Source organism: Myxococcus sp. CA056 (genome assembly GCF_013336715.1).
GTDB lineage: Bacteria > Myxococcota > Myxococcia > Myxococcales > Myxococcaceae > Myxococcus > Myxococcus llanfairpwllgwyngyllgogerychwyrndrobwllllantysiliogogogochensis.
Genome location: NZ_JABUMT010000001.1, coordinates 505,914 through 524,712, shown reverse-complemented (window position 1 = coordinate 524,712; position 18,799 = coordinate 505,914). Strand labels below are relative to the sequence as shown.

Annotated in this window: 16 protein-coding genes; 11 read left to right on the top strand and 5 right to left on the bottom strand. The window is 69.8% G+C overall.

Going from position 1 to position 18,799, the window contains the following annotated elements:
- Positions 1–38 precede the first annotated feature (38 nt).
- Positions 39–1,181, bottom strand: a complete 1,143-nt coding sequence (locus HUA76_RS02085) for a triacylglycerol lipase (protein ID WP_174454406.1) — start codon at positions 1,179–1,181, stop codon at positions 39–41.
- A gap of 108 nt (positions 1,182–1,289) precedes the next feature.
- Here HUA76_RS02085 and HUA76_RS02080 point away from each other — a divergent pair, with 108 nt between their 5' ends.
- The 6 genes from HUA76_RS02080 (at position 1,290) to HUA76_RS02055 (ending at position 9,059) form a co-directional block, all read left to right on the top strand.
- The gene (locus tag HUA76_RS02080) at positions 1,290–3,368 is read left to right on the top strand and encodes a S46 family peptidase (protein WP_174459846.1); all 2,079 of its coding nucleotides are present in this window, start codon (positions 1,290–1,292) and stop codon (positions 3,366–3,368) included.
- A 221-nt stretch (positions 3,369–3,589) separates the two neighbouring features.
- A complete protein-coding gene (locus tag HUA76_RS02075; RefSeq protein WP_174459845.1) occupies positions 3,590–5,683 on the top strand; it encodes a serine/threonine-protein kinase in 2,094 nt (697 codons plus the stop codon).
- A gap of 54 nt (positions 5,684–5,737) precedes the next feature.
- The gene (locus HUA76_RS02070) at positions 5,738–6,565 is read left to right on the top strand and encodes a hypothetical protein (protein ID WP_141640956.1); all 828 of its coding nucleotides are present in this window, start codon (positions 5,738–5,740) and stop codon (positions 6,563–6,565) included.
- Between the two features lie 11 nt (positions 6,566–6,576).
- Entirely contained in the window at positions 6,577–7,395 is an 819-nt protein-coding gene (locus HUA76_RS02065) for a hypothetical protein (protein WP_174459844.1), read from the top strand.
- A gap of 375 nt (positions 7,396–7,770) precedes the next feature.
- A complete protein-coding gene (locus tag HUA76_RS02060) occupies positions 7,771–8,370 on the top strand; it encodes an adenylate/guanylate cyclase domain-containing protein (protein ID WP_141640954.1) in 600 nt (199 codons plus the stop codon).
- Between the two features lie 41 nt (positions 8,371–8,411).
- Positions 8,412–9,059, top strand: coding sequence for a glutathione S-transferase family protein (locus HUA76_RS02055; protein ID WP_174454835.1), 648 nt, complete (start codon positions 8,412–8,414; stop codon positions 9,057–9,059).
- A 16-nt stretch (positions 9,060–9,075) separates the two neighbouring features.
- Here the strand turns inward: HUA76_RS02055 and HUA76_RS02050 are convergent, their stop codons facing one another.
- From HUA76_RS02050 to HUA76_RS02040, 3 genes are all read right to left on the bottom strand, one after another.
- Entirely contained in the window at positions 9,076–9,900 is an 825-nt protein-coding gene (locus tag HUA76_RS02050) for a glycosyltransferase family 2 protein (RefSeq protein WP_174454410.1), read from the bottom strand.
- Positions 9,897–10,496, bottom strand: coding sequence for an HAD family phosphatase (locus HUA76_RS02045; RefSeq protein ID WP_174459843.1), 600 nt, complete (start codon positions 10,494–10,496; stop codon positions 9,897–9,899). The genes HUA76_RS02050 and HUA76_RS02045 overlap by 4 nt, the downstream gene beginning before the upstream one ends.
- Before the next feature lie 95 nt (positions 10,497–10,591).
- Positions 10,592–11,032 (bottom strand): host attachment protein, encoded by a 441-nt coding sequence (locus HUA76_RS02040; RefSeq protein ID WP_141640951.1) that lies wholly within the window; start codon positions 11,030–11,032, stop codon positions 10,592–10,594.
- 192 nt (positions 11,033–11,224) lie between these two features.
- Here HUA76_RS02040 and HUA76_RS02035 point away from each other — a divergent pair, with 192 nt between their 5' ends.
- The 3 genes from HUA76_RS02035 to HUA76_RS02025 all read left to right on the top strand — a co-directional run bounded on the left by HUA76_RS02035 (position 11,225) and on the right by HUA76_RS02025 (position 16,060).
- On the top strand, positions 11,225–12,442 hold the full coding sequence (locus tag HUA76_RS02035) for a hypothetical protein (protein WP_174454412.1): 1,218 nt from the start codon (positions 11,225–11,227) through the stop codon (positions 12,440–12,442).
- Positions 12,443–12,447: 5 nt separating this feature from the next.
- Complete coding sequence (locus HUA76_RS02030) at positions 12,448–14,238, top strand: hypothetical protein (RefSeq protein ID WP_174459842.1); 1,791 nt, start codon at positions 12,448–12,450, stop codon at positions 14,236–14,238.
- Positions 14,239–14,542: 304 nt separating this feature from the next.
- Positions 14,543–16,060, top strand: a complete 1,518-nt coding sequence (locus HUA76_RS02025; protein WP_174459841.1) for a serine/threonine-protein kinase — start codon at positions 14,543–14,545, stop codon at positions 16,058–16,060.
- A 52-nt stretch (positions 16,061–16,112) separates the two neighbouring features.
- Here the strand turns inward: HUA76_RS02025 and HUA76_RS02020 are convergent, their stop codons facing one another.
- On the bottom strand, positions 16,113–16,646 hold the full coding sequence (locus HUA76_RS02020) for an FHA domain-containing protein (protein WP_141640948.1): 534 nt from the start codon (positions 16,644–16,646) through the stop codon (positions 16,113–16,115).
- A gap of 148 nt (positions 16,647–16,794) precedes the next feature.
- Between HUA76_RS02020 and HUA76_RS02015 the strand changes: the two genes are divergently transcribed.
- On the top strand, positions 16,795–17,340 hold the full coding sequence (locus HUA76_RS02015; protein ID WP_141640947.1) for a hypothetical protein: 546 nt from the start codon (positions 16,795–16,797) through the stop codon (positions 17,338–17,340).
- A gap of 31 nt (positions 17,341–17,371) precedes the next feature.
- Entirely contained in the window at positions 17,372–18,796 is a 1,425-nt protein-coding gene (locus HUA76_RS02010) for an esterase family protein (RefSeq protein ID WP_174459840.1), read from the top strand.
- The last annotated feature ends 3 nt before the right edge of the window (positions 18,797–18,799 follow it).

Here is an 18,799-nt window from a genome sequence, read left to right as displayed (position 1 = left end):
CACCGTCCCGAGAGGCATCCGAGGGCCCGCTCAGGGCGTCAGCGCTTCTCGTCCTCGAAGAGGAAGTCGGTGATGGCCTTCCAGGTGGCCTCGAACTGGGGCCGCCGGAAGCCGGAGCCGGAGATGAGCCAGTCCACGTGCGGCGGCTGATGCGCCGGCTGGTCGAAGTGGCCAATCGCATCCAGGTGGTCCGCGCGCACCGCCGCCAGCACACGCCCGTAGACCTGCGAGCGCGTGGGGACGATGCCGTCACACGCCGTGGGGCCCGGCATCGCCCCATACGCCTGCACCAGCGCCGCCGTCTGCGCGGGTGAGTGCAGCGGCAGCGCCGTCAGCGGCATCCGCTGCGTCTGCCCATACATGAACGCATAGATGGTGTGCGTGAGCTGCGCGTAGGGGTCCAACCCCGCCGACACGCGCGTGCGCAGCGACGGTGGCCGGGCCTGCGTCACCACCGAGCCGTAGCGCACACCCGGCCGGTCCAACGTGCTCGCGTTGAACAGGTCGATGCCCTCCGGCGTGAGCTGCGGAATCAGCGACGTGTCGTTGCCCACATCGCTCAGGAACTTCGCCACCGCGTCGCGCCGCTCCGAGGAGAAGTCCCCGAGCAGTTGGTCATAGAGCTGATCCAACAAGGTCTGCTTCCACCCGAGCTGGTCATCCACGCGCGCCATCAGGTGCCCGAAGCGGAACACCACCCGCAGCGGCAGCCGGCCGAAGCGCAGCACGTACACGGTGAACAGGGACAGTAGCTTCAACAGCCGCTGTCCGAACAGCCCCAGGAAGAACGACGCCAGCGGCGTGCCCGCGTGCGGCGCGGACACCGTCACCACCGAGCGCACCCGCCGTGCGAACGGCTCCAGCTCCAACCCCTCCGCGAGCTGCGCGCCCGGGCTGACGAACAGCCGCGCGTCCAGGCCTCCCGTCGAGTGCCCTATCAGGTGGATGGGGCCGTCATCACCGCTCGCCGTCTCCTGCACGGCTCGGAGCAGGTCCGCCGTCCGCGTCCGGATGGACGCCGTCGGGTGAGACAGGACGATGACGACCTCCGACTCACCCATGTCTCGACGAGCCAGCTCCGCCTTCAAGTAGTCGAGCGCGTGTCCGAAGTAGACGAGCTCGCCCAGGTTGATGAACCCGAAAAACCCGGGGACGAGATAGATGTGGTGCTTCGCGGCCATTGTCTCCACCATACCTGACGCGACGCGTGATTCCCGCTCGGGAATGCACTCTCCGAGCAGGCGTTCACCGGCGCCTTTCTCACCCCATCAGCCAGAAGGACGAACACCGTGGACCGTGCATTGCTCGCACTTGGCCTGCTCATGTCTCTCCCCGCCGCCGCGGACGAGGGCATGTGGACCTACGACGCCTTCCCCGTGGAGACGGTGAACAAGGCCCATGGTTTCACGCCCACTCAAGCATGGCTGGACAAGGTCCGGCTCGGCTCGGTGAGGTTGGCCGGTGGCTGCTCCGCCAGCTTCGTGTCTCCGGACGGCCTGGTGATGACGAATCACCACTGTGTCCGCGGCTGTATCGAGGACCTGTCCTCGCCCAAGGACGACCTGCTGGCCAAGGGCTTCCAGGCCCGCACCCCCGCGGAAGAGCGCCGCTGCCCCAAGGTGGAGGCCAACCAGCTGGTGAAGATGACGGATGTCACCGAGCGGATGAACGCGGCGACGAAGGGCCTCACCGGGGCCGCCTACAACACCGCGCTCAAGAAGGAGATGTCCGCCGTGGAGTCCGCGTGCGCCACGTCCACCGACGTGCGCTGCGACGTGGTGACGCTGTTCAACGGCGGCAAGTATCACCTCTACGAGTACCGCCGCTTCCAGGACGTGCGCCTGGCCTTCGCCCCGGAGTTCTCCATGGCGGCGTTCGGCGGGGACCCGGACAACTTCAACTTCCCGCGCTTCGGCTACGACGTGGCGTTCCTGCGCGTGTGGAAGGACGACGCGCCCGCGAAGAGCCCGGACTACCTGCCGTGGGCGAAGCAGGGCGCCAGAGACGGGGACCTCGTCTTCGTCTCCGGCCACCCCGGTGGCACCGAGCGCAAGGCCAGCGTCGCGGAGCTGGAGTTCCAGCGCGATGTGAACCTGCCCTACACGCTGCTGATGCTCTCCGAGCTGCGCGGCAAGTTGAAGGAGTTCTCCAGCGGTTCGCCGGAGCGCTACCGCACCACGCGCTCGCGGCTGCGCGGGGTGGAGAACGGCCTGAAGGCGCTGCGCGGTCGGCACCAGGCCCTGGCGGACCCCGCGCTGCTCGCGCGCAAGCGGGAGGACGAGGCGGAGCTGCGCAAGCGCGTGGAGGCCAACGCCACGGTGAAGGCCGCCACGGCGGGGGCGTGGGAGGAGACGGCGAAGGCGCTCGACACGTATCGCCGGATGCTGCCCGAGTACCGGATGAAGGAGGGCGGGGACGCGTTCTCCTCGGAGTTCTACTCGCTGGCGCGTCACCTGGTGCGCATCGCCGACGAGCAGCCCAAGCCCAACGCGGAGCGCCTGCGCGAGTACACCGACGCGCAGCTTCCCTCGCTGCGCCAGCAACTGCTGCGCGGCGCGCCCATCGCCGTGGAGCTGGACGAGGCGGTGCTCGCCTTCGGCCTCGGCCGCCTGCGCGAGACGCTGGGCGCGGATGACCCCTTCGTGCGGCAGGTGCTCGGAACGGAGTCTCCGGAGTCCCTGGCCCGCTCGCTGGTGCGCGGCACGAAGCTGGGCGACGTGAAGACGCGGCAGGCCCTGCTGGATGGAGGCAAGGCGGCGGTGGAGGCGTCGAAGGACCCGATGCTGCTCTTCGCGCGCAAGGTGGACGCGGAGGCGCGCGCGGTGCGCAAGCGCTACGAGGACTCGGTGGAGGCGGTGCTCAAGCGCAACGGCGAGCGGTTGGCCAAGGCGCACCTCGCGGTGTACGGCACCTCCGGCTATCCCGACGCCACCTTCACGCTGCGCCTCAACGCCGGCCAGCTGAAGGGCTGGGACGAGAATGGCCGCCCCGTGCCTGCGCTCACGACGTTCGGCGGTGCGTATGCGCGCCACACCGGCAAGGAGCCCTTCAAGCTGCCGGACACCTGGATGAAGGCGAAGGGCAAGGTGCCGGACGCGACGCCGCTGGACATGGCCACCACCAACGACATCATCGGCGGCAACTCCGGCTCTCCCGTCGTGGACCGCGATGGACGCGTCGTGGGGCTCGTCTTCGACGGCAACCTGCACTCCCTGGGCGGCCGGTATGCGTACGTCCCGGAGACGAACCGCGCCGTGGCGGTGCACGGAGACGGCATCCTCGCCGCCCTGGAGCACGTCTACGGCGCCACGCGGGTGGTGAAGGAGCTGCGCGCCGCGAGCGAGGTCGCGACCCCACCCGCCAGGTAGGCCGGCGTCGGGTTTTCGCCGCCGGAGCCCTCCGGCGGTGGACCCCACCGGTTCCTCATGCTGTGAGAAGGCGATAGCCGGCGCGCCCGAGCCGAGGCGTGCCGGCGTTCAGTGTCCTTGCGGAAATCTCGCGGGGGCGTGTAGCAACGCCAGATGACTGGCCAAGGCGTGTCAGGGGCTCCAGGATAGAATGCGGCTTCCGGAGTGAAGGCCGGTCTTCCATGAGTTCCTTGCCAGCACACGACATTCCACTCGGCACCGTCCTACGGGACACGTACGAGATTGCCGGCGTGCTCGGCCGGGGAGGCATGGGCACCGTCTTCCTGGCGCGTCATCTGCGGCTTCCGGGTCGGCAGGTGGCGATCAAGGTGCTGCGGCCGGACTCGAGCCTGGGGAAGGATGTCTATCTTCGCTTCCGGCGCGAGGCGGAGATTGCGTCGCGGCTGGGCCATCCGAACATCGTGGAGGTCATCGACTTCGACACGCTGGAGGACGGCTCGCCGTTCCTGGTGATGGAGCACCTGCGCGGGATGCCGCTGTCGCGGCGCATGCGCAAGGGCGCGCCCCTGACGCTGACGGAGGTGTACTCGATTGCCCGGCAGATGGGCTCCGCGCTCCAGGCGGCGCACGGCGCGGGGGTCATCCACCGGGACTTGAAGCCCGGCAACGTGTTCCTCGTGCCCATGGAGATCGCGGGCATGTCGGTGGAGCACGTGAAGCTGCTCGACTTCGGCATCTCCAAGATTCTCGATTCGAAGACGGTGCAGACGCAGGACGCCATCCTGCTGGGCACGCCGCAGTACATGGCGCCGGAGCAGGCCACGGGGAAGAACAAGGACGTGGACCTGCGCACGGACATCTTCTCGTTCGGGTGCATGGTGTACGAGATGCTGGCCCGCAAGCTGCCCTTCAAGGACGGGGGCATCCTGCCGGAGCTCATCTACCGCATCGTTTATGATCCACCGGAGCCCCTGGCCGAAGTGGCGCCGGAGACTCCCGCGCACGTCATCCGCGCCATCGAACAGGCGCTGGCCAAGCGCCCTGAGGACCGCTTCCCGGACGTGAGCGCCTTCATCGCCGCGCTCACCGGGACGCCGCTGCGCACCGTGACGCCGCCCGCGGACGTGCTGCTTCAGCCCGTCGTCGCGCAGGCCGCCGCGCACGTGCCCACGGCGACCGTGCAGCCCCGGCCCATCGCGTCGCCCCCGTCGAGGCCTGCCACGGTGGCCGCCGTGCCCCGTCGTCCGTCCCAGCACGCCGCGTCCCGCCGCTCCGCGCAGGAGGAGCCCGCGCAGTCTCCTGAAGCCTCGCGGCGCTCCGCGCAGGGTGAGTTCGCGCAGTCCGCTGATGCGTCTCGACGCCCCGCGCAGCATGAGTCCGCGCAGTCGCCGGAGGCTTCGCGACGCTCGGCGCAGGCAGACGCCTCACGACCTTCGGAGGCTTCGGGCCTCATCGGGAAGTCGGTGCGTGTGTCGCCGCCGAAGGTCGTGTCCTCCGCTCCGCCCGCGCCTCCGGTGGCCGAGCCCGCGGCGGCGGTTCCGCTCGAGGTGTGGAGGCCCTCGGTCGCGAATGCCGCGCCGATGAGTCCGGACCCTTCGGAGCCCGACTCGGTCCCCGAGCCCCCGACGATTCGGTCCGCCTCGCGAGGTGTCCTGGCGGGCTCGCGCAAGGTCTGGGTCTGGATGGCGTTGGCCGCGGGCGTGCTCATCGCCGTGGGCGCGGGGTTCTCGCGGGTCCTGCCCTTCGCGTCGCGGGAGGACTCCGTGTCCGCCTCCGCCGACCCGGCGGCTCCGCCTGTCCAGGCGCCCGCGAGTCCCCCGGATGTAAGTCCCACCCTGGCGCGCGAGGCCCCCGCGGACCCACCCAAGGCGAAGGCCGACTCAGAAGGCGCACTGGCGGTCGGCTCTCCGGAAGCCGCCCCTCCATCGGCGGAGACGAGCGTGACCCCAGAGGTGAAGGCGAAACCCCAGGGCAACGGAACCCCACCGAATGACGCCGCTCGAAACCCCGTGGGCACCTCGCGTCCGACGCTCGATGCGGAGCGGCGACGCAGCCCGGAGACCATCCAAGAAGGCGCGCTCGCGGACCTCGAACTGGCGGAGAAGGCGCTGGCGAGCGGAGACACCAGCGAGGCCCTCCACCTGGTGCGCCGCAGTCAGCGGTCGCAAGTCACAGGTGCCTCCTTCGCGCTGCTGACGCGGGTCCACTGCCGCCAGGGAGATTTGTCCAACGCGCGCACCGTCTGGCTTCGGGTTCCCACGGCGGAGCGCGCTCAGGTTCGCCAGTACTGCAAGCAGTACGATATCGCCCTGTGACGGCGGCGCCCGTGTCGGGCGTCCACGCGGGGCTCCACGAACAGGGGGCGTTGCTTGAGAGTCTTGTTGGCGTTGAGTGTCGTCATCGTCGTCGCGCTCGGTTGTTCGCGGAGCGCGCGGCCCACCACCGAAGCACCAAAGCCGGAGGGCACGGGGCTCGTCTTCACCTCCGAGGGAGGGGACATCATCACCATCGTCCCGCTCCTGCCCGCCGAGCCCCGACGGGCCCTGGTCCAGTTCCACGCCCCGGGCGATGACCTGGATGGGAAGGTGGCGCTCCACAGCGTCGGTGACGACAACTCCTACTGGACGGACTGGCGCGGCAAGCGTCTGCGCCTGGTGCGACTGGCGCCGTCCCAGAAGTCGAACGGGAGGAACACCCTCAACCGCTTCGACAAGGAAGACCCCGTCACCCTCTACGCGAGCGAGGAGCGCTCGAAGAAGGTGGACGTCGAGGACGTGGTGGAGCTGTACCAGCGCCAGCTCGCCGACGGCACGCTCACCCGCGCCGCCGCATTCGACAAGGCGTTCTGGGCCGCATCCGAGGAGCGCGACCTGGCCGAGAAGGTGAAGACGCTCAACCAGACGTGCGGCTCGAACGTGGCCGTCCAGGTGGCCTGGGACACCGTCTCCGACAAGGAGCTGAGCGAGTACCCCATCGGCGCGTACTGCGCCGGGCCGCTCGAGGCCCTCGAGTTCCTGTGCCGGGGCTCGGAGGAAGCCCGGCGCACCGTGAAGAGCACGCTGAAGCGGGTGGAGTGCCGCAACGGCGCCGCCTACGGAGGCAAGGTCGAAAGCGGCGCGCTCCAGTGGACCATCGCCCCCGCCGCCGGCGGCATGGACACGGCTTCCTACGCCGACTTCTTCCTGGACCACCTGTGAGGCTCCATCCCATGTCCCTGGCCCATCGCCTCGCCCTGCTCCTGACGTTGTCGTCCACCGCCGTCCTGGCACACGAGCCCCCCTGGGCGAGCGAGGACTCGCTGCGCAAGCGCATGCTCCTGGAGCGCACCGCCGTCTGCACCGACGGCAAGGGGCACTACGTCTCCTCGACGGAGGTCTTCGACAGCTCGCAGCCCCAGCTCTTCTACGGAGACGGCGCCACCTTCACCGAGATTCCCATCGCCCCCAACGTCGTCCGGCTCCCCACCGGCTCGTTCTTCGAGCCCCGCTTCTGGAACCCGGACCTGGAATCCAACGCGAATGGCGTGGACGCGCGCGCCTACTCCGTCGTCCAGGTGGACCCGAAGGAGGGCACCTGCTCGGTGCGCTGCGGCCAGCGCGCGACGGCCTTCAAGCTGCTGGCGACGGAGACCTCGCGCGAACTGCTGCGCAAGGCGGCCTATACCCCCAGCCCCATGAAGTACGAGCCGTACGCCCTCCTGCGCGACACCAAGGGCGTCTACTTCCTGGTGGAGCGGGGCCGGCTCCAGGCCGAGCAGAAGAGCTTCCGCGTCTTCATCGGCCCCCGTGGCCGGATGAAGCAGCAGCAGATGGTCAACGTCGTCTCCGACTCGAAGGGGGAAATCTTCTCCACGAAGAAGGGAGACCTCCAACTGCTGCTGGACCGCGAGCTGCCGTCGCTCTGGGTGGAGAAGAAGGCCCGCCGCAAGCTGCGACAGGTGCCTGTCTCGGAGAACCTGGCGCTCATCTACAACGAGCTCGGCATCTACACCGGCGCCCGCCTGGGAACCCCCTGCGACGACCTGTGAGGCCCACCCCTCACCTGTCCTGAGAAGAACGCGCACCTGACTCACTGCGTTGGAGGTCGGACACCCGTGGAGTCCGACCTCCTAGGCTGTTTGTGCGTCGCGTCAGTGATGAATTATCCTGATGGAGTCGAGCAGAGTGGTTCAGTGCTCGTCCCATCGCTCCCCGGCCCTGACGCAGCGGGACTGAGAGCGAGCGGCCGTCGAAGCCGAGACGTCAGGAGCGAGGGACTTCACGCGATGCATGGCCGCGCCCGTCCGGGCGAGAGGTCATCCGGGGCCCGGTCCCAGCCGTGACGGGGGGCTCGGCTGGGACCGGGGACCTCGTCCTGGAGTAACGTTTTGGACAATTGGCATCGGGGGGAGGGGAGCTGAGCGATGGTGGTGGAGGAACCCGAGCCGGGGAAACTGTCGGCCATCCTGTTCACGGGCATCGAGGCCGCGGGACGCCAGTCCTGGCGTGACGAAGCGCTCCAGCAGGTGGTGCGCGACGAGCACGCCGTGCTGGTCCGCGAGCTGCTCCCGCGACACGGTGGCCGCGAGGTGAAGCGTCTGGAGGACGGCTTCCTGCTGGAGTTCGAGGGCGGGCTGGCCGCCGTGGACTTTGGCCTGGAGCTGCAGCGGGCGCTGGAGGTGCACAACGGGCTGGTGGCCGTGGAGCGCCGCGTGGTGATGCGCGTGGGCGTGCACCTGGGCGTCGTCGTGCACCGCGATGGCGAGGTGTTCGGCGAGGGCGTCAATCTGGCCGCGCGCATCGAGGCGCTGGCGCGGCCCGGCACCCTCTACGTCAGCGAGACGGTGGCGCGACAGGTGGAGGGGCAGCTGGAGTCCCCGCCGGTGCGCCTGGGCCGGGGCGAGATGAAGAACATCCGCCTGCCGGTGGCCGTGTATCGCATCGACCCGCCGGAGCACCGCCGTCGCCAGCCGTGGCTGTCGCGCGTGCGCTCGTTCCTGGGCCGCAACACGCCGGCGAACTGAAGCGCGGGCGTCCCGTGGCATGGAGCGCTACCGTGCGCGCCATGTCCCAGCTCACCCTCGTCGTTGCCTCGAAGAACTATTCCTCGTGGTCGCTTCGGCCGTATCTGGCGCTGGCCCACACCGGGCAGCCGTTCCAGGAGGTGGTCATCCCCCTGGACACACCGGACACGCGGGAGCTCATCGCCCGTCATTCCCCCACGGGCCGTCTGCCTCTGCTCAAGCACGGCGACGTGTCCATCTGGGATTCGCTGGCCATCTGCGAGTACCTGGCGGAGACGTTTCCAGAGGCCCGGCTGTGGCCCCAGGAGCGCGAGGCCCGCGCGGTGGCGCGCGCGGTGACGGCGGAGATGCACTCCAGCTTCACGAAGCTGCGCGAGCACATGGGGATGAACCTGCGCGCGCGCCGTCCGGGACAGGGCCGGGTGCCGGGCGTGGCCGAGGACATCGCTCGCATCCAGGCGCTGTGGACCGACTGCCGCGCCCGCTTCGGGCAGGGCGGGCCGTTCCTCTTCGGCCACTTCACCATCGCGGATGCCTTCTACACGCCGGTGGCCACGCGCTTCGTCACCTACGACGTGGCGCTGGAGCCGGTGTGCGCCGCGTACCGCGACACGCTCCTGGCCCAGCCCGCCTTCCAGAAGTGGGCGGAGGCGGGGCTGCGCGAGCCGCCCGTCGCGAAGTACGAGTGAGCCGCCGGCTTGGGCCTCAGTCCAGCCGGCCCTCGCGCACGCGGGCGAACAGCTCGTCGTAGCGCTCCTCCGAATAGATGCGCGCCAGCTCCGCGAAGCGGCCCTCGCGCAGCTGGCCCAGGTACTCGTACTTGGTGGAGTGGTAGCCAGCCACGCCCCACGCCAGCCGGGAGGCGTCCGCTCCGCCCCGGAAGACGGCGCCGGTGAGCACGCAGTCGCGCACCCACGCGGCCAGGCGCTGGATGACCACGGGCTTGAGCCTGCGCTGCTCGAAGTGGGCGCGCAGGGCCCACAGCAGCGCGTAGCGCTCCTCCTTGGCGCAGCGGCGCGCCACCGAGGTGGCGAAGCGGTGGTCGATGGGCGCCAGCACGCGCCCGCCCCGCATCTTCGGCAGGGCCTCATGGACGATGTGCCGCGCGTGCCACACGGCCTTCTCCCGCCGCACCAGCCGTGCGCGCCACTGCGTGCGGAAGAGGAAGCGGCGGCCTTCCATCTCCGCCCAGTCGCGCCGGGGCAGCCGGTAGACGTCGGCGTCGGGCGAGGAGCCCTTCCACGCGCGCAGCGTGTCCACGGCGCCGGGCTCCAGCGACTCGTCCGAGTCCAGGTAGAAGACGTAGTCGCACGGCGCCAGCGCGTTCACCGCGGCCACTCGCGCGGCGCCATAGCCCTTCCAGGAGTGTGGCACCGAGCGCGCCCCCAGGGAGCGCGCCAGCTCCCCCGAGCCGTCCGTGGCGCCGGAGTCCAGCGCCACCACGTCATCGCAGAGGGCCAGCAGGCCGCGCAGGCAGGGCTCCAGCGTGTCCTTGTTGTCGCGGTGCAGGACGTAGCCACCGAGCCTCATAATCCGAGCGCCTCGAGCTGGGTGTCGAAGGCGGCGGCGGTGGTGAAGAGCTGGCCGCGCAGGCCCAGCGCGTTGGCCGCGTCCACGAACTCCGCCAGGTCATCGAAGAAGGCGGCCTCTTCGGGAGCACAACCCGCGCGCTCCAGGGCGATTCGGTAGATGTCCGGCTCCGGTTTGACGCTGCCCACCTCGCAGCTCATCACCAGCGCATCGAAGCGCTGGAGCAGGGGCAGGCGAGGCCGCAGGTAGGCCGCGTGCAGCGCGTTGGTGTTGGACACCAGCACCAGCTTCACCCGACCCACCAGGGACTCCACCCGGGGGAGCACCGCGTCGTGGGTGGTGAAGTGGCTGCTCCACAGGGGCGCGAACTCCGCCATGGGCAGCTCCAGGTTGAGCGCCCCGCACACACTGCGGCGGATGCCCTCGGCGTCCAGGAGGCCCTTGTTGGCCGCGGTCCATCCCGCGCCCATCAGCCGCTGGGAGACCTCGTGCGCCTGCATCCGGGCACACGCTCCCAGCCTGGAGAACAGCAGCGCGTTGTCGTGGAAGACGAGGACGTTGCCCAGGTCCAACAGGACCGCCTTCACCGCCGCCATTCATGCTCCTCGTGCCGCGCGGCCCGCGCGGGCCCGGGCGTCGCCCCACCGCTGACGCCCGGACTGCTGTTCCGGAAATTCCGGAAAAGGCCACGCTAGAGGAGGGGAACGCGTTCAGGCAAATCGCGGGCCGGCACGGTGGAGTAGTCGGAGCCCACGTCCAGCAACACCCGCTGTCGGACGCGGGTGCTCAGCGCCTTGCGCAGCCGCCCGAGGAATTCAGGGGGCGCGGCGATGACGAGCTTGTCGAAGGCGTGGCGGTCATGCCCCTTGTCCAGGACGCCGGACAGCTCCCGGGCGAACCGCTCGTGCTCCAACTCCTTGCGGCCATTGGGCTCATTCTCACCGGGGGGCCCGTGCAGGGTGCCGGCGTTGGGGTTGTCTGGCTGGTCGCGCAGGTCATCGCCCTTGGCCCTGCTCTCCTCGTGGTGGAACTCCTCGACCAGACTCCAATCCTTCTCCGCCTTCGCGTCCGTCGCGAAGAGCCTTGCCCGGCTCGCGTTCCCCACAAGAATCCAGAGCTTTGCGTCCGCCATGTGTCACGCCTCCTTAGGATGGGAGATGAGGACCCACGCGACACCCGGCAAGCTTCCGGCCCCGAGCCGCTTCCCCTTCGTGCGCAGGGCAGGCGGCCATGTCGCACAGGGTTGACACCCACCCCCAGACCCACGGTGTCTGGAATCTGACCGATCATTCCGTTGGGAATGGCAAAGGAGTAGAACGGCGGGATGCGCATTCCCGTCGTTCTGCCTGTCGCCATGCTGGCGCTCGCGCTGCTGGCCCGTCCCGCGCGGGCTCAGGAGCAGGGCGGCCTGGGGCTGGACCTCAGCTCAGAGACCTCCTCCCAGGAGTCCCCGTCGGAGCAGCCGGGCGGACAGGACATGGGGTTGGACCTGCGAGCGGAGGACGAGAACGCCGTGTCGCTGACACCGCGTTTCGTCCTGCTCGGGTTGGACACGCCAGAGCGCGCGGGCTCGCAGCAGGCGTCGGTGTGGCTGCGGGAGCTGGCGAAGGGCGCGATGTCGTCCGGCATGGTGGCCTTCGGCGCGGGCCCCCGGGAGGTGCGCGAGCGACTGGAGGCGAACTACGACGCGGCGCTGCGCTGCTCGCAGGCGTCGTGTCTGGCGGAGCCGGCGGAGTCGCTGGACGCGGACCTGCTGACGACGGCTCGGCTGTCGCTGGAGGACGCGGGCTGGACGCTGCGCGCGTGGACGTACGACAGGGACAAGGGCGTGGTGCACGAGGACGTGGTGTCGGGGCGCAACCCGAAGGACGCGGCCTTCCAGCAGGAGGCGGCCACCAAGCTGGGCAATCGGATGATGGCGCTGGGCCGACCGCGCGCGCTGCTGAAGGTGAGCGTCAACGTTCCCACGGCGGTGGTGAAGGCGGGCGAGCGCATCCTCGGTGTGGGAAGCGTGGAGGCGCGCCTGCCGCCGGGCACCGTGCAGGTGGAGGTGTCCGCGGATGAGTATGCGTCCTTCACGCGGACGGTGACGCTCAAGCCCGGTGGGCGCGAGGAACTGGAGGTCCGCATGGAGATCTCCGGCCCGGCGCCGGAGGGTCCCGAGGACGCGGTGGCCCGGCAGGTGGCGAAGCGCGGTCGCGGCACGCCCATCTACAAGCGGCCGGCGTTCTACACCGCGCTGGTGGGCCTGGCGGCGGTGGGCGTGGGCGCGGTGCTGGGCAAGGGCGCCAAGGACGTGGAGGGCCGGGCGAAGGACGCGGATGGAGACGGGATGCTGGATGTGTCCCGCAAGGAGCGGCTGGATGCGCAGTCGCAGGCGAACCTCGCCACGGCGCTGCTCATTGGGGGTGGCGCGGTGACGGCGGGCAGCGTGACGTGGCTCTTGGTGGTGCCCTCGCGCAGCGAGGCGCCGACGCCCGCGGGCACGGTCAGCGCGGGCGCGGCCACGGCGGTCCATGTCGTCGTCGGCGGGAGCTTCTGAGCTTTATGAAGACCTTCAATTCCTGGCTGCGAGCCTTCGCCGCCCTGCTGCTGGTGTCCGGCGCGGCGGGCTGCAAGGTGGAGTTCCCCGACAACGCCGCCTACACCTGCGCGGTGGAAGCGGACTGTGGTGGGGACGGTTATCTGTGTACGGCGCTGCCCAACGGGGGACCCAAGTACTGTTGTCTCCCGGAGCCCGACGAGAAGTGCAACGGCGTGGACGACGACTGCGACGGCGCGGTCGACGAGCTGGAGGCGGCGTGCTTCTCGGGTGCCGCCAACCTGCGCAACGTAGGCGCGTGCCGCGATGGCCAGTCCGTCTGCACCCGTGAAGGCACGGTGGCCTGCGTGGGCGATGTGCTGCCCGCCGGCGAGCGCTGCAACAGCGTGGATGACGACTGCGACGGTCAGGTCGACGAGGACTTCGACCGGATGACGGACCCGTTCAACTGCGGCACCTGCGGCACGGCGTGCACCGCGCAGCAGAACTGCGTGGAGGGCCAGTGTCAGAAGCGCACGGAGCTCGACTGCGGCAACGGCATCGATGACAACCGGGATGGCCCGGCCGACTGCGCGGACCGCGACGACTGTGACAACCAGGCCTGCGGCGCGGGCTGCACCTGCCAGAACGGGAAGAAGACCGAGACCGGCTGCGGCAACGGCGTGGACGACGACGATGACCGGAGCATCGACTGCGCGGACCGCGACGACTGCGACGACCAGTCCTGCGGCGCCGGCTGCGTGTGTGACCAGGGCCGCAAGGCGGAGTCGCTGTGCACGCCCGACAGCGCGGACGAGGATGGCGACGGCCAGCTCAACTGCAACGACACCGACTGCGAGCGCAGGGAGTGCGGTCCCGGACTGGCGTGTCGTGGCATCAATTGTGTCGAGGGCGCGTGCGGCAACGGGAACGACGACGACACGGACGGACAGACGGACTGCGCGGACGTGGACTGTGGCGGTCAGTCGTGCGGCATGGGCTGCACCTGTCTGGCGTCGGCGAAGACGGAGTCGGACTGCACCGACCGCCTCGACAACGATGGCGATGACAAGATCGACTGCTTGGATCCGGACTGTGCCAGCCAGCGCTGCGTGGCCGGTGAAGTGAACGCGGTGTGCATCAGCGAGAAGTGCGCGGAGCAGAACTGCCGCGACGTCACCGACAATGACGGTGATGGACAGATGGACTGCGCGGACCGCGATGACTGCGACTACGTCACCGTGGCCAGCAACGGCGCGACGGTGACGGTGATGTGCACCCAGGGGGCCGCGAAGGAAGTCCAGTGCTCCAACGGCCAGGATGACGACGGCAATGGGGCGATTGACTGCCAGACGGGCAACGCGGACGCCAACTGCGTGAGCGGCGAGTGCGGGCGCGGCTGCAGCTTCCAGAACTGCACGCGCCGGGAGACCCTTTGCTCGGATGGTCGTGACAACGACGGCAACAACGGCCTGGACTGCGCGGACTCCGACTGCAACAACCAGTCGTGTGGCACCGGCTGCGTGTGCAACGGCGGCGCGCGTCGGGAGACCATTTGCAGCGACGGCGTCGACAACGATGGCACCAACGGCATCGACTGCGCGGACTCCGACTGCAACAACCAGTCATGCGGTACCGGCTGCGTGTGCAACGGCACCACCCGCAAGGAGACCGTCTGCGACGACCTCGTCGACAATGACGGCAACAACGGCCAGGACTGCGCGGACACCGCGGACTGTCCGAACAACACGGCCTGCACGCGCATGGTCGGAAGCAACCGCGTGCCGGGTGTCTGTCAGGCGGGCTCCTGCACCTGAGCACCTCCCTGGAGGTGGGGGTTTCCCGGCCCCGCCTCCCGTCTCATCCTTCCTCTCCGCGAGTCGCAGTCGTGATCCTCCCCCTGACGTCCCAAAGCCCGGTGAGCGAGCCTGTCCGGTGGAGGACGGCGCACGAGGCGTGGGCGCGTCCGTGCGGGCTGACTTCCCCTGCGTGGGGAGAGGGGTCTTCGAGGACCTCGGATGCGTCGTCTTCACAGAGAGGGAACGGCGCTGACGTTGGATGGAAGACAGAGGGCCCGGCGTGGGTTGCCGTTGCTCCTGAGCATGGAGAGTTCTTCACACCATGGGCAACGATGACCTCTTCGCGCAGACCCTGCTGTCCGGTCTTGGAGGCTCCATGAGCGGAGAGCCCCGGATGGGCGAGGAGCTGCGGGAGGGCTTCGTGCTGGGCAGCTACCAGCTGGAGACGTTCCTGGGTGAAGGCTCCATGGGGCGGGTGTTCCAGGCGCGTCACGCGCGGCTGGGGCGGCAGGTGGCCTTGAAGGTGCTGAAGCCGGAGCACGCGCGGGACGGCGGCTTCGTGCAGCGCTTCTTCCAGGAAGCCCGCACCGTGAATCAAATCAACCACGAGCACATCGTGGAGATTTTCGACTTCGTGGACGAGGGCGAGGGTGGCCACGTCTACTGCGTCATGGAGCTGCTGCGGGGCCAGGGGCTCGGCGTGCTCTTGAAGCAGGAGCCGCTGTCGCTCGCGCGCATCCAGCGCATCGCCGTGCAGGTGTGCGCGGCGCTGGGCGCGGCCCACCAGGTGGGCGTGGTGCACCGGGACATCAAGCCGGACAACCTCTTCCTCACCCAGCGCGCGGGCCAGCCGGACTTCGTGAAGGTGCTGGACTTCGGTGTGGCCAAGCACCTGTCCTCCGAGGGGGCTCCCACCGGCACGCTGGACGGGACCATCATCGGCACGCCGGCGTACATGTCCCCGGAGCAGGCCGCGGGCCTCTCGGTGGACGCGCGCTCGGACATCTACGCGGTGGGCAACATCTTCTACGAGATGCTCTGCGGGCATCCGCCCTTCCAGGCAGAGGCCTTCGGGCAGTTGGTGGTGCAGATCATCACCCAGCCGCCGCCGCCGCTGCCCTCGCACCTGCCTTCGGGTGAGCCGTTGCCGCCCCAGCTCACGGAGCTGGTGATGCGCTGCCTGGCGAAGGAGCCGGAGGGGCGTCCCCAGTCGCTCGCGGAGGTGACGACGGGGTTGTTGCTGCTGCCCGTCCAGGTGCCCACGTCGCCGGAGGCGGTGGCCGCGATGGAGCTGTCCGAGCGGCCCACGCGGCGGATGTCCGTCGTTGGAGCGGGGCGTCGCCGCGCGGTGATGCTGGCCGGTGGAGGCGCGCTGGCGCTGCTGACGGGCGCGCTGCTGTGGATGGGGCTGGGTGCGGCGGATGCGCCCGAGCTCGCGCAGGCGCCGGTGTCCGTTGTCTCGCCGGAGCGGAGGGTCGAGCCCAGGAAGTTGGAGCTGTTGCCTCCCGCGCCCGTGCAACCCGGTGTGACGCTCACCGTGCACTCCTTCCCGGAGGGCGCGCAGGTGGTTCGCTCGGACACGGGTGAGGTGCTGGGCATCACCCCGCTGGTGCGCGAGCTGCCGCGCCGTGAGGTGCCGCTGAGTCTTCGCGTGGAGCTTGCGGGCTACGTGTCGTCGGAGCGCTCGGTGCGGCTGGATGCTCACACCGAACTGGAAGTGCCGCTCGCCAAGTCCCTCACGGCGCCAAAGCCGGCCGCGAACGCGAAGAAGGCGAGCCGGAACGCGACCGCGCCTCGCAAGGGTGCGCGCGCCGCGAGCGCCGCCCCCGCATCACGTTGAGCGCGGACCGCCGGGCTCCTGCTTCACGCAGCGGCACCGAGGTCTCCCCGCCTCAGCGCGAGGCGGCCGTCTGCGCCAGCACCTGCGCGGCGATGCGGGAGATGCGCTCGTCGAAGCCGCTCGCGTCGTGGAAGGTGAGGCGCACGTCGCCCACTTCCAGCTTCGCGCCCGGACTCAGCACGGTGCCCTCCTCGGGGAGTTCCTGCCCATCCAGCTTCACCGGACGGGCATCCGCCACCCTCGCGACGTGCCAGCCCGCGTCGGGGCGGGGCGTGAGGATGAGCTGCTCCCGCGACACCGTGGCGTCGTTGATGACCAGCGCGTTGTTCGAGGCGCGCCCCATCCGCATGGGGCCTCGCTCGGCCAGGGCCACCAGTTCGAAGCACATGGCGTCCCCGGCGGGCAGGCAGTCCCGCAGGTCCGTCAAGGGCAGCCGAGTGGCACCCACGTTCCCCTCCGTCGTTTCGGGGACGTTCCACGCGCCTGCCTCCCACACCAACCAGGGGTGTGGGTACTTGGCGCGAAACTTCTCCTTGAGAGCCATGTGCTGCCTCACGAGCAGCGAGAGCAGCAGAGCGCGTGCCATGGGTAACTCATAACCTCTTCGGGGCCCGCCAGGCGCGAGAAGGTGGGTTTGGGTGTCCACGAATGGTCGGAATCCAGGCGAGGAGGCCCCTCTCGCGCCCGGGCGGGAGCCTGTAGTACACCCGCGCCCACATATGTCTGGAGGTCCCATGCGTCGCCTGCTGCTCGCCCCGTTGTTGCTCCTCGTCCCCGCCTGCAAGGGTGAAACCGCGAAGGACGTCACTGCCGCGGTGGTGGGCAAGACGGTGGAGGTCGCCAAGGGCGCGGGCAGCGGCGTGGTGGAGGGCATGAAGGAAGGCCGCAAGGGCGCGGTGAGCACGGATGGCTCGCGCACGCTGTCCGCGGCCGACGAGGTCCACGCCAACACGGAGCTGTCCGTGCTGGAAGTGAAGGCGTCCAGCGGGGGCGGGGTGGAGGTGGTGCTGGCCGTGACGAACAAGACGGCCGAGCCGCTGCACCTGCTGGGCCTCCAGGAGGGTGGCGGCGCGCAGTTGCTGGACAAGGACGGCTTCGCCACGCCGCTCCAGGCGCGCTCTCCGGGACAGGCCGCGGACTCCATCAAGGTGCCGCCCTCGGTGAAGGTGAAGGCGAGCGTCTTCTTCGATGGCGAGGCCGACAAGGCCGCGAAGGTGCGGCTGTGGGGGCGCGAGTTCACGGTGTCGGGCACCGCCACCGCCGCCACGCCCCAGCCCTGACGCTGGTTCCCTCCAGCCACTGGAGACGTTGATGCGCCGTCTGTCCGCCGTCCTGCTGTGCGCGACGCTGCTGTCCGCCTGTGATGACTCCGAGGGCGCGGCGTACGTGCCACCTCCGCCCTTCACCCAGACGTATCCGGATGGGGGCGTCTCGCCGGACGGCGGCTCGGGGCCGGAGACCTGGGCCTGTCAGCGCTCGGCGGTGGTGCGCGGCGCGCCCATCTCCCTGTGGGTGAACCTGCAACTGGCGATGAGCCGCGCCACCTCACCCGAGGTCCGCACGGCGGCCATCGACCAGTTCGTGGCGGATGTGGCGGCGCAGGGCGGCACGCCGCTGGTGAGCGATGCGCGCTCGGGCCGGCAGCGGGTGGTCTTCTTCGCGCGTGGCGACTCCGCGCGCGACACGTCCGTGGCTGGCGACTTCAACGAGTGGTCTCCCACCGCCACGCCGCTGGCGCAGGTGCGTGACACGGACCTGTTCGTCGCGGAGGTGGACATCCCGCGCACGGGGCCGCACCCGTACAAGTTGGTGAAGGGTGGAGGCTTCTTCGAGGACCCTCGGGCGAAGCACGTGGTGTGGGACCGCCTCAACCGCAACGCGGTGGGCCAGTTCAACTCGCTCGTCTATCCGGACGCGCAGGACGCGACGAAGGGGCGGCTCACCGCCTGGTACGGCGTGCGCGCCACGGTGCTCGGGGATGCGCGCGACGTGTTCGTCTACACGCCGCCGTCCTACGACGGCCCGGAGTGCCCGACGCTGCCGGTGATGTACGTGCACGACGGCAACGAGAGCATCACCCGCGAGTCCTTCGTGGACGCGGCGGACGCACACTACAAGGCGCGGCCCCAGGACGCGGCGGTGCTCGTCTTCGTGGCGCTTCCCACGCAGGACGTGCGGCTGGCGCAGTACACCTTCGCGCCCGCGCGCGCCCCGGGCTGGCCCGCGCCCAAGGGTGATGAGTACCTGGCCTTCCTGAAGGATGACCTGATGCCTCGCGTGGAGGCGGGCTTCCGGGTGAAGACGGGTCCCCGGGACACGGGCATCTTCGGCGCGTCACTGGGGGGACTCATCTCCGTGTACGCGGGCTTCCAGTTCCCGGAGAAGTTCGGCTTCGTGGGCACCCAGTCGGGGACGTTGTTCTGGCCGCACGACGGTGAAGTGGACCGGGACGACGGCAACGCCATGGTGCTGCGCGCGGGGCAGGAGCCGGTGGTGCCGGTGCGCTTCTACGTGGACCACGGCTCGCCGGCGACGGGCTGCACGGACGACGGCGAGCAGGGCTCCGACGACTGTCAGTCCAACCTCCAGTTCCTCGCGGCGCTGAAGAGCCGGGGCTATGACGTGGCCCACGTGCACGAGCCGAGCGGGCAGCACGACTGGTCCTTCTGGAAGAAGCGCCTGCCGAAGCTGCTCTGCGTGTTCCGCAACACCGACGCGAAGGTGTGCGGCCTCTAGGGC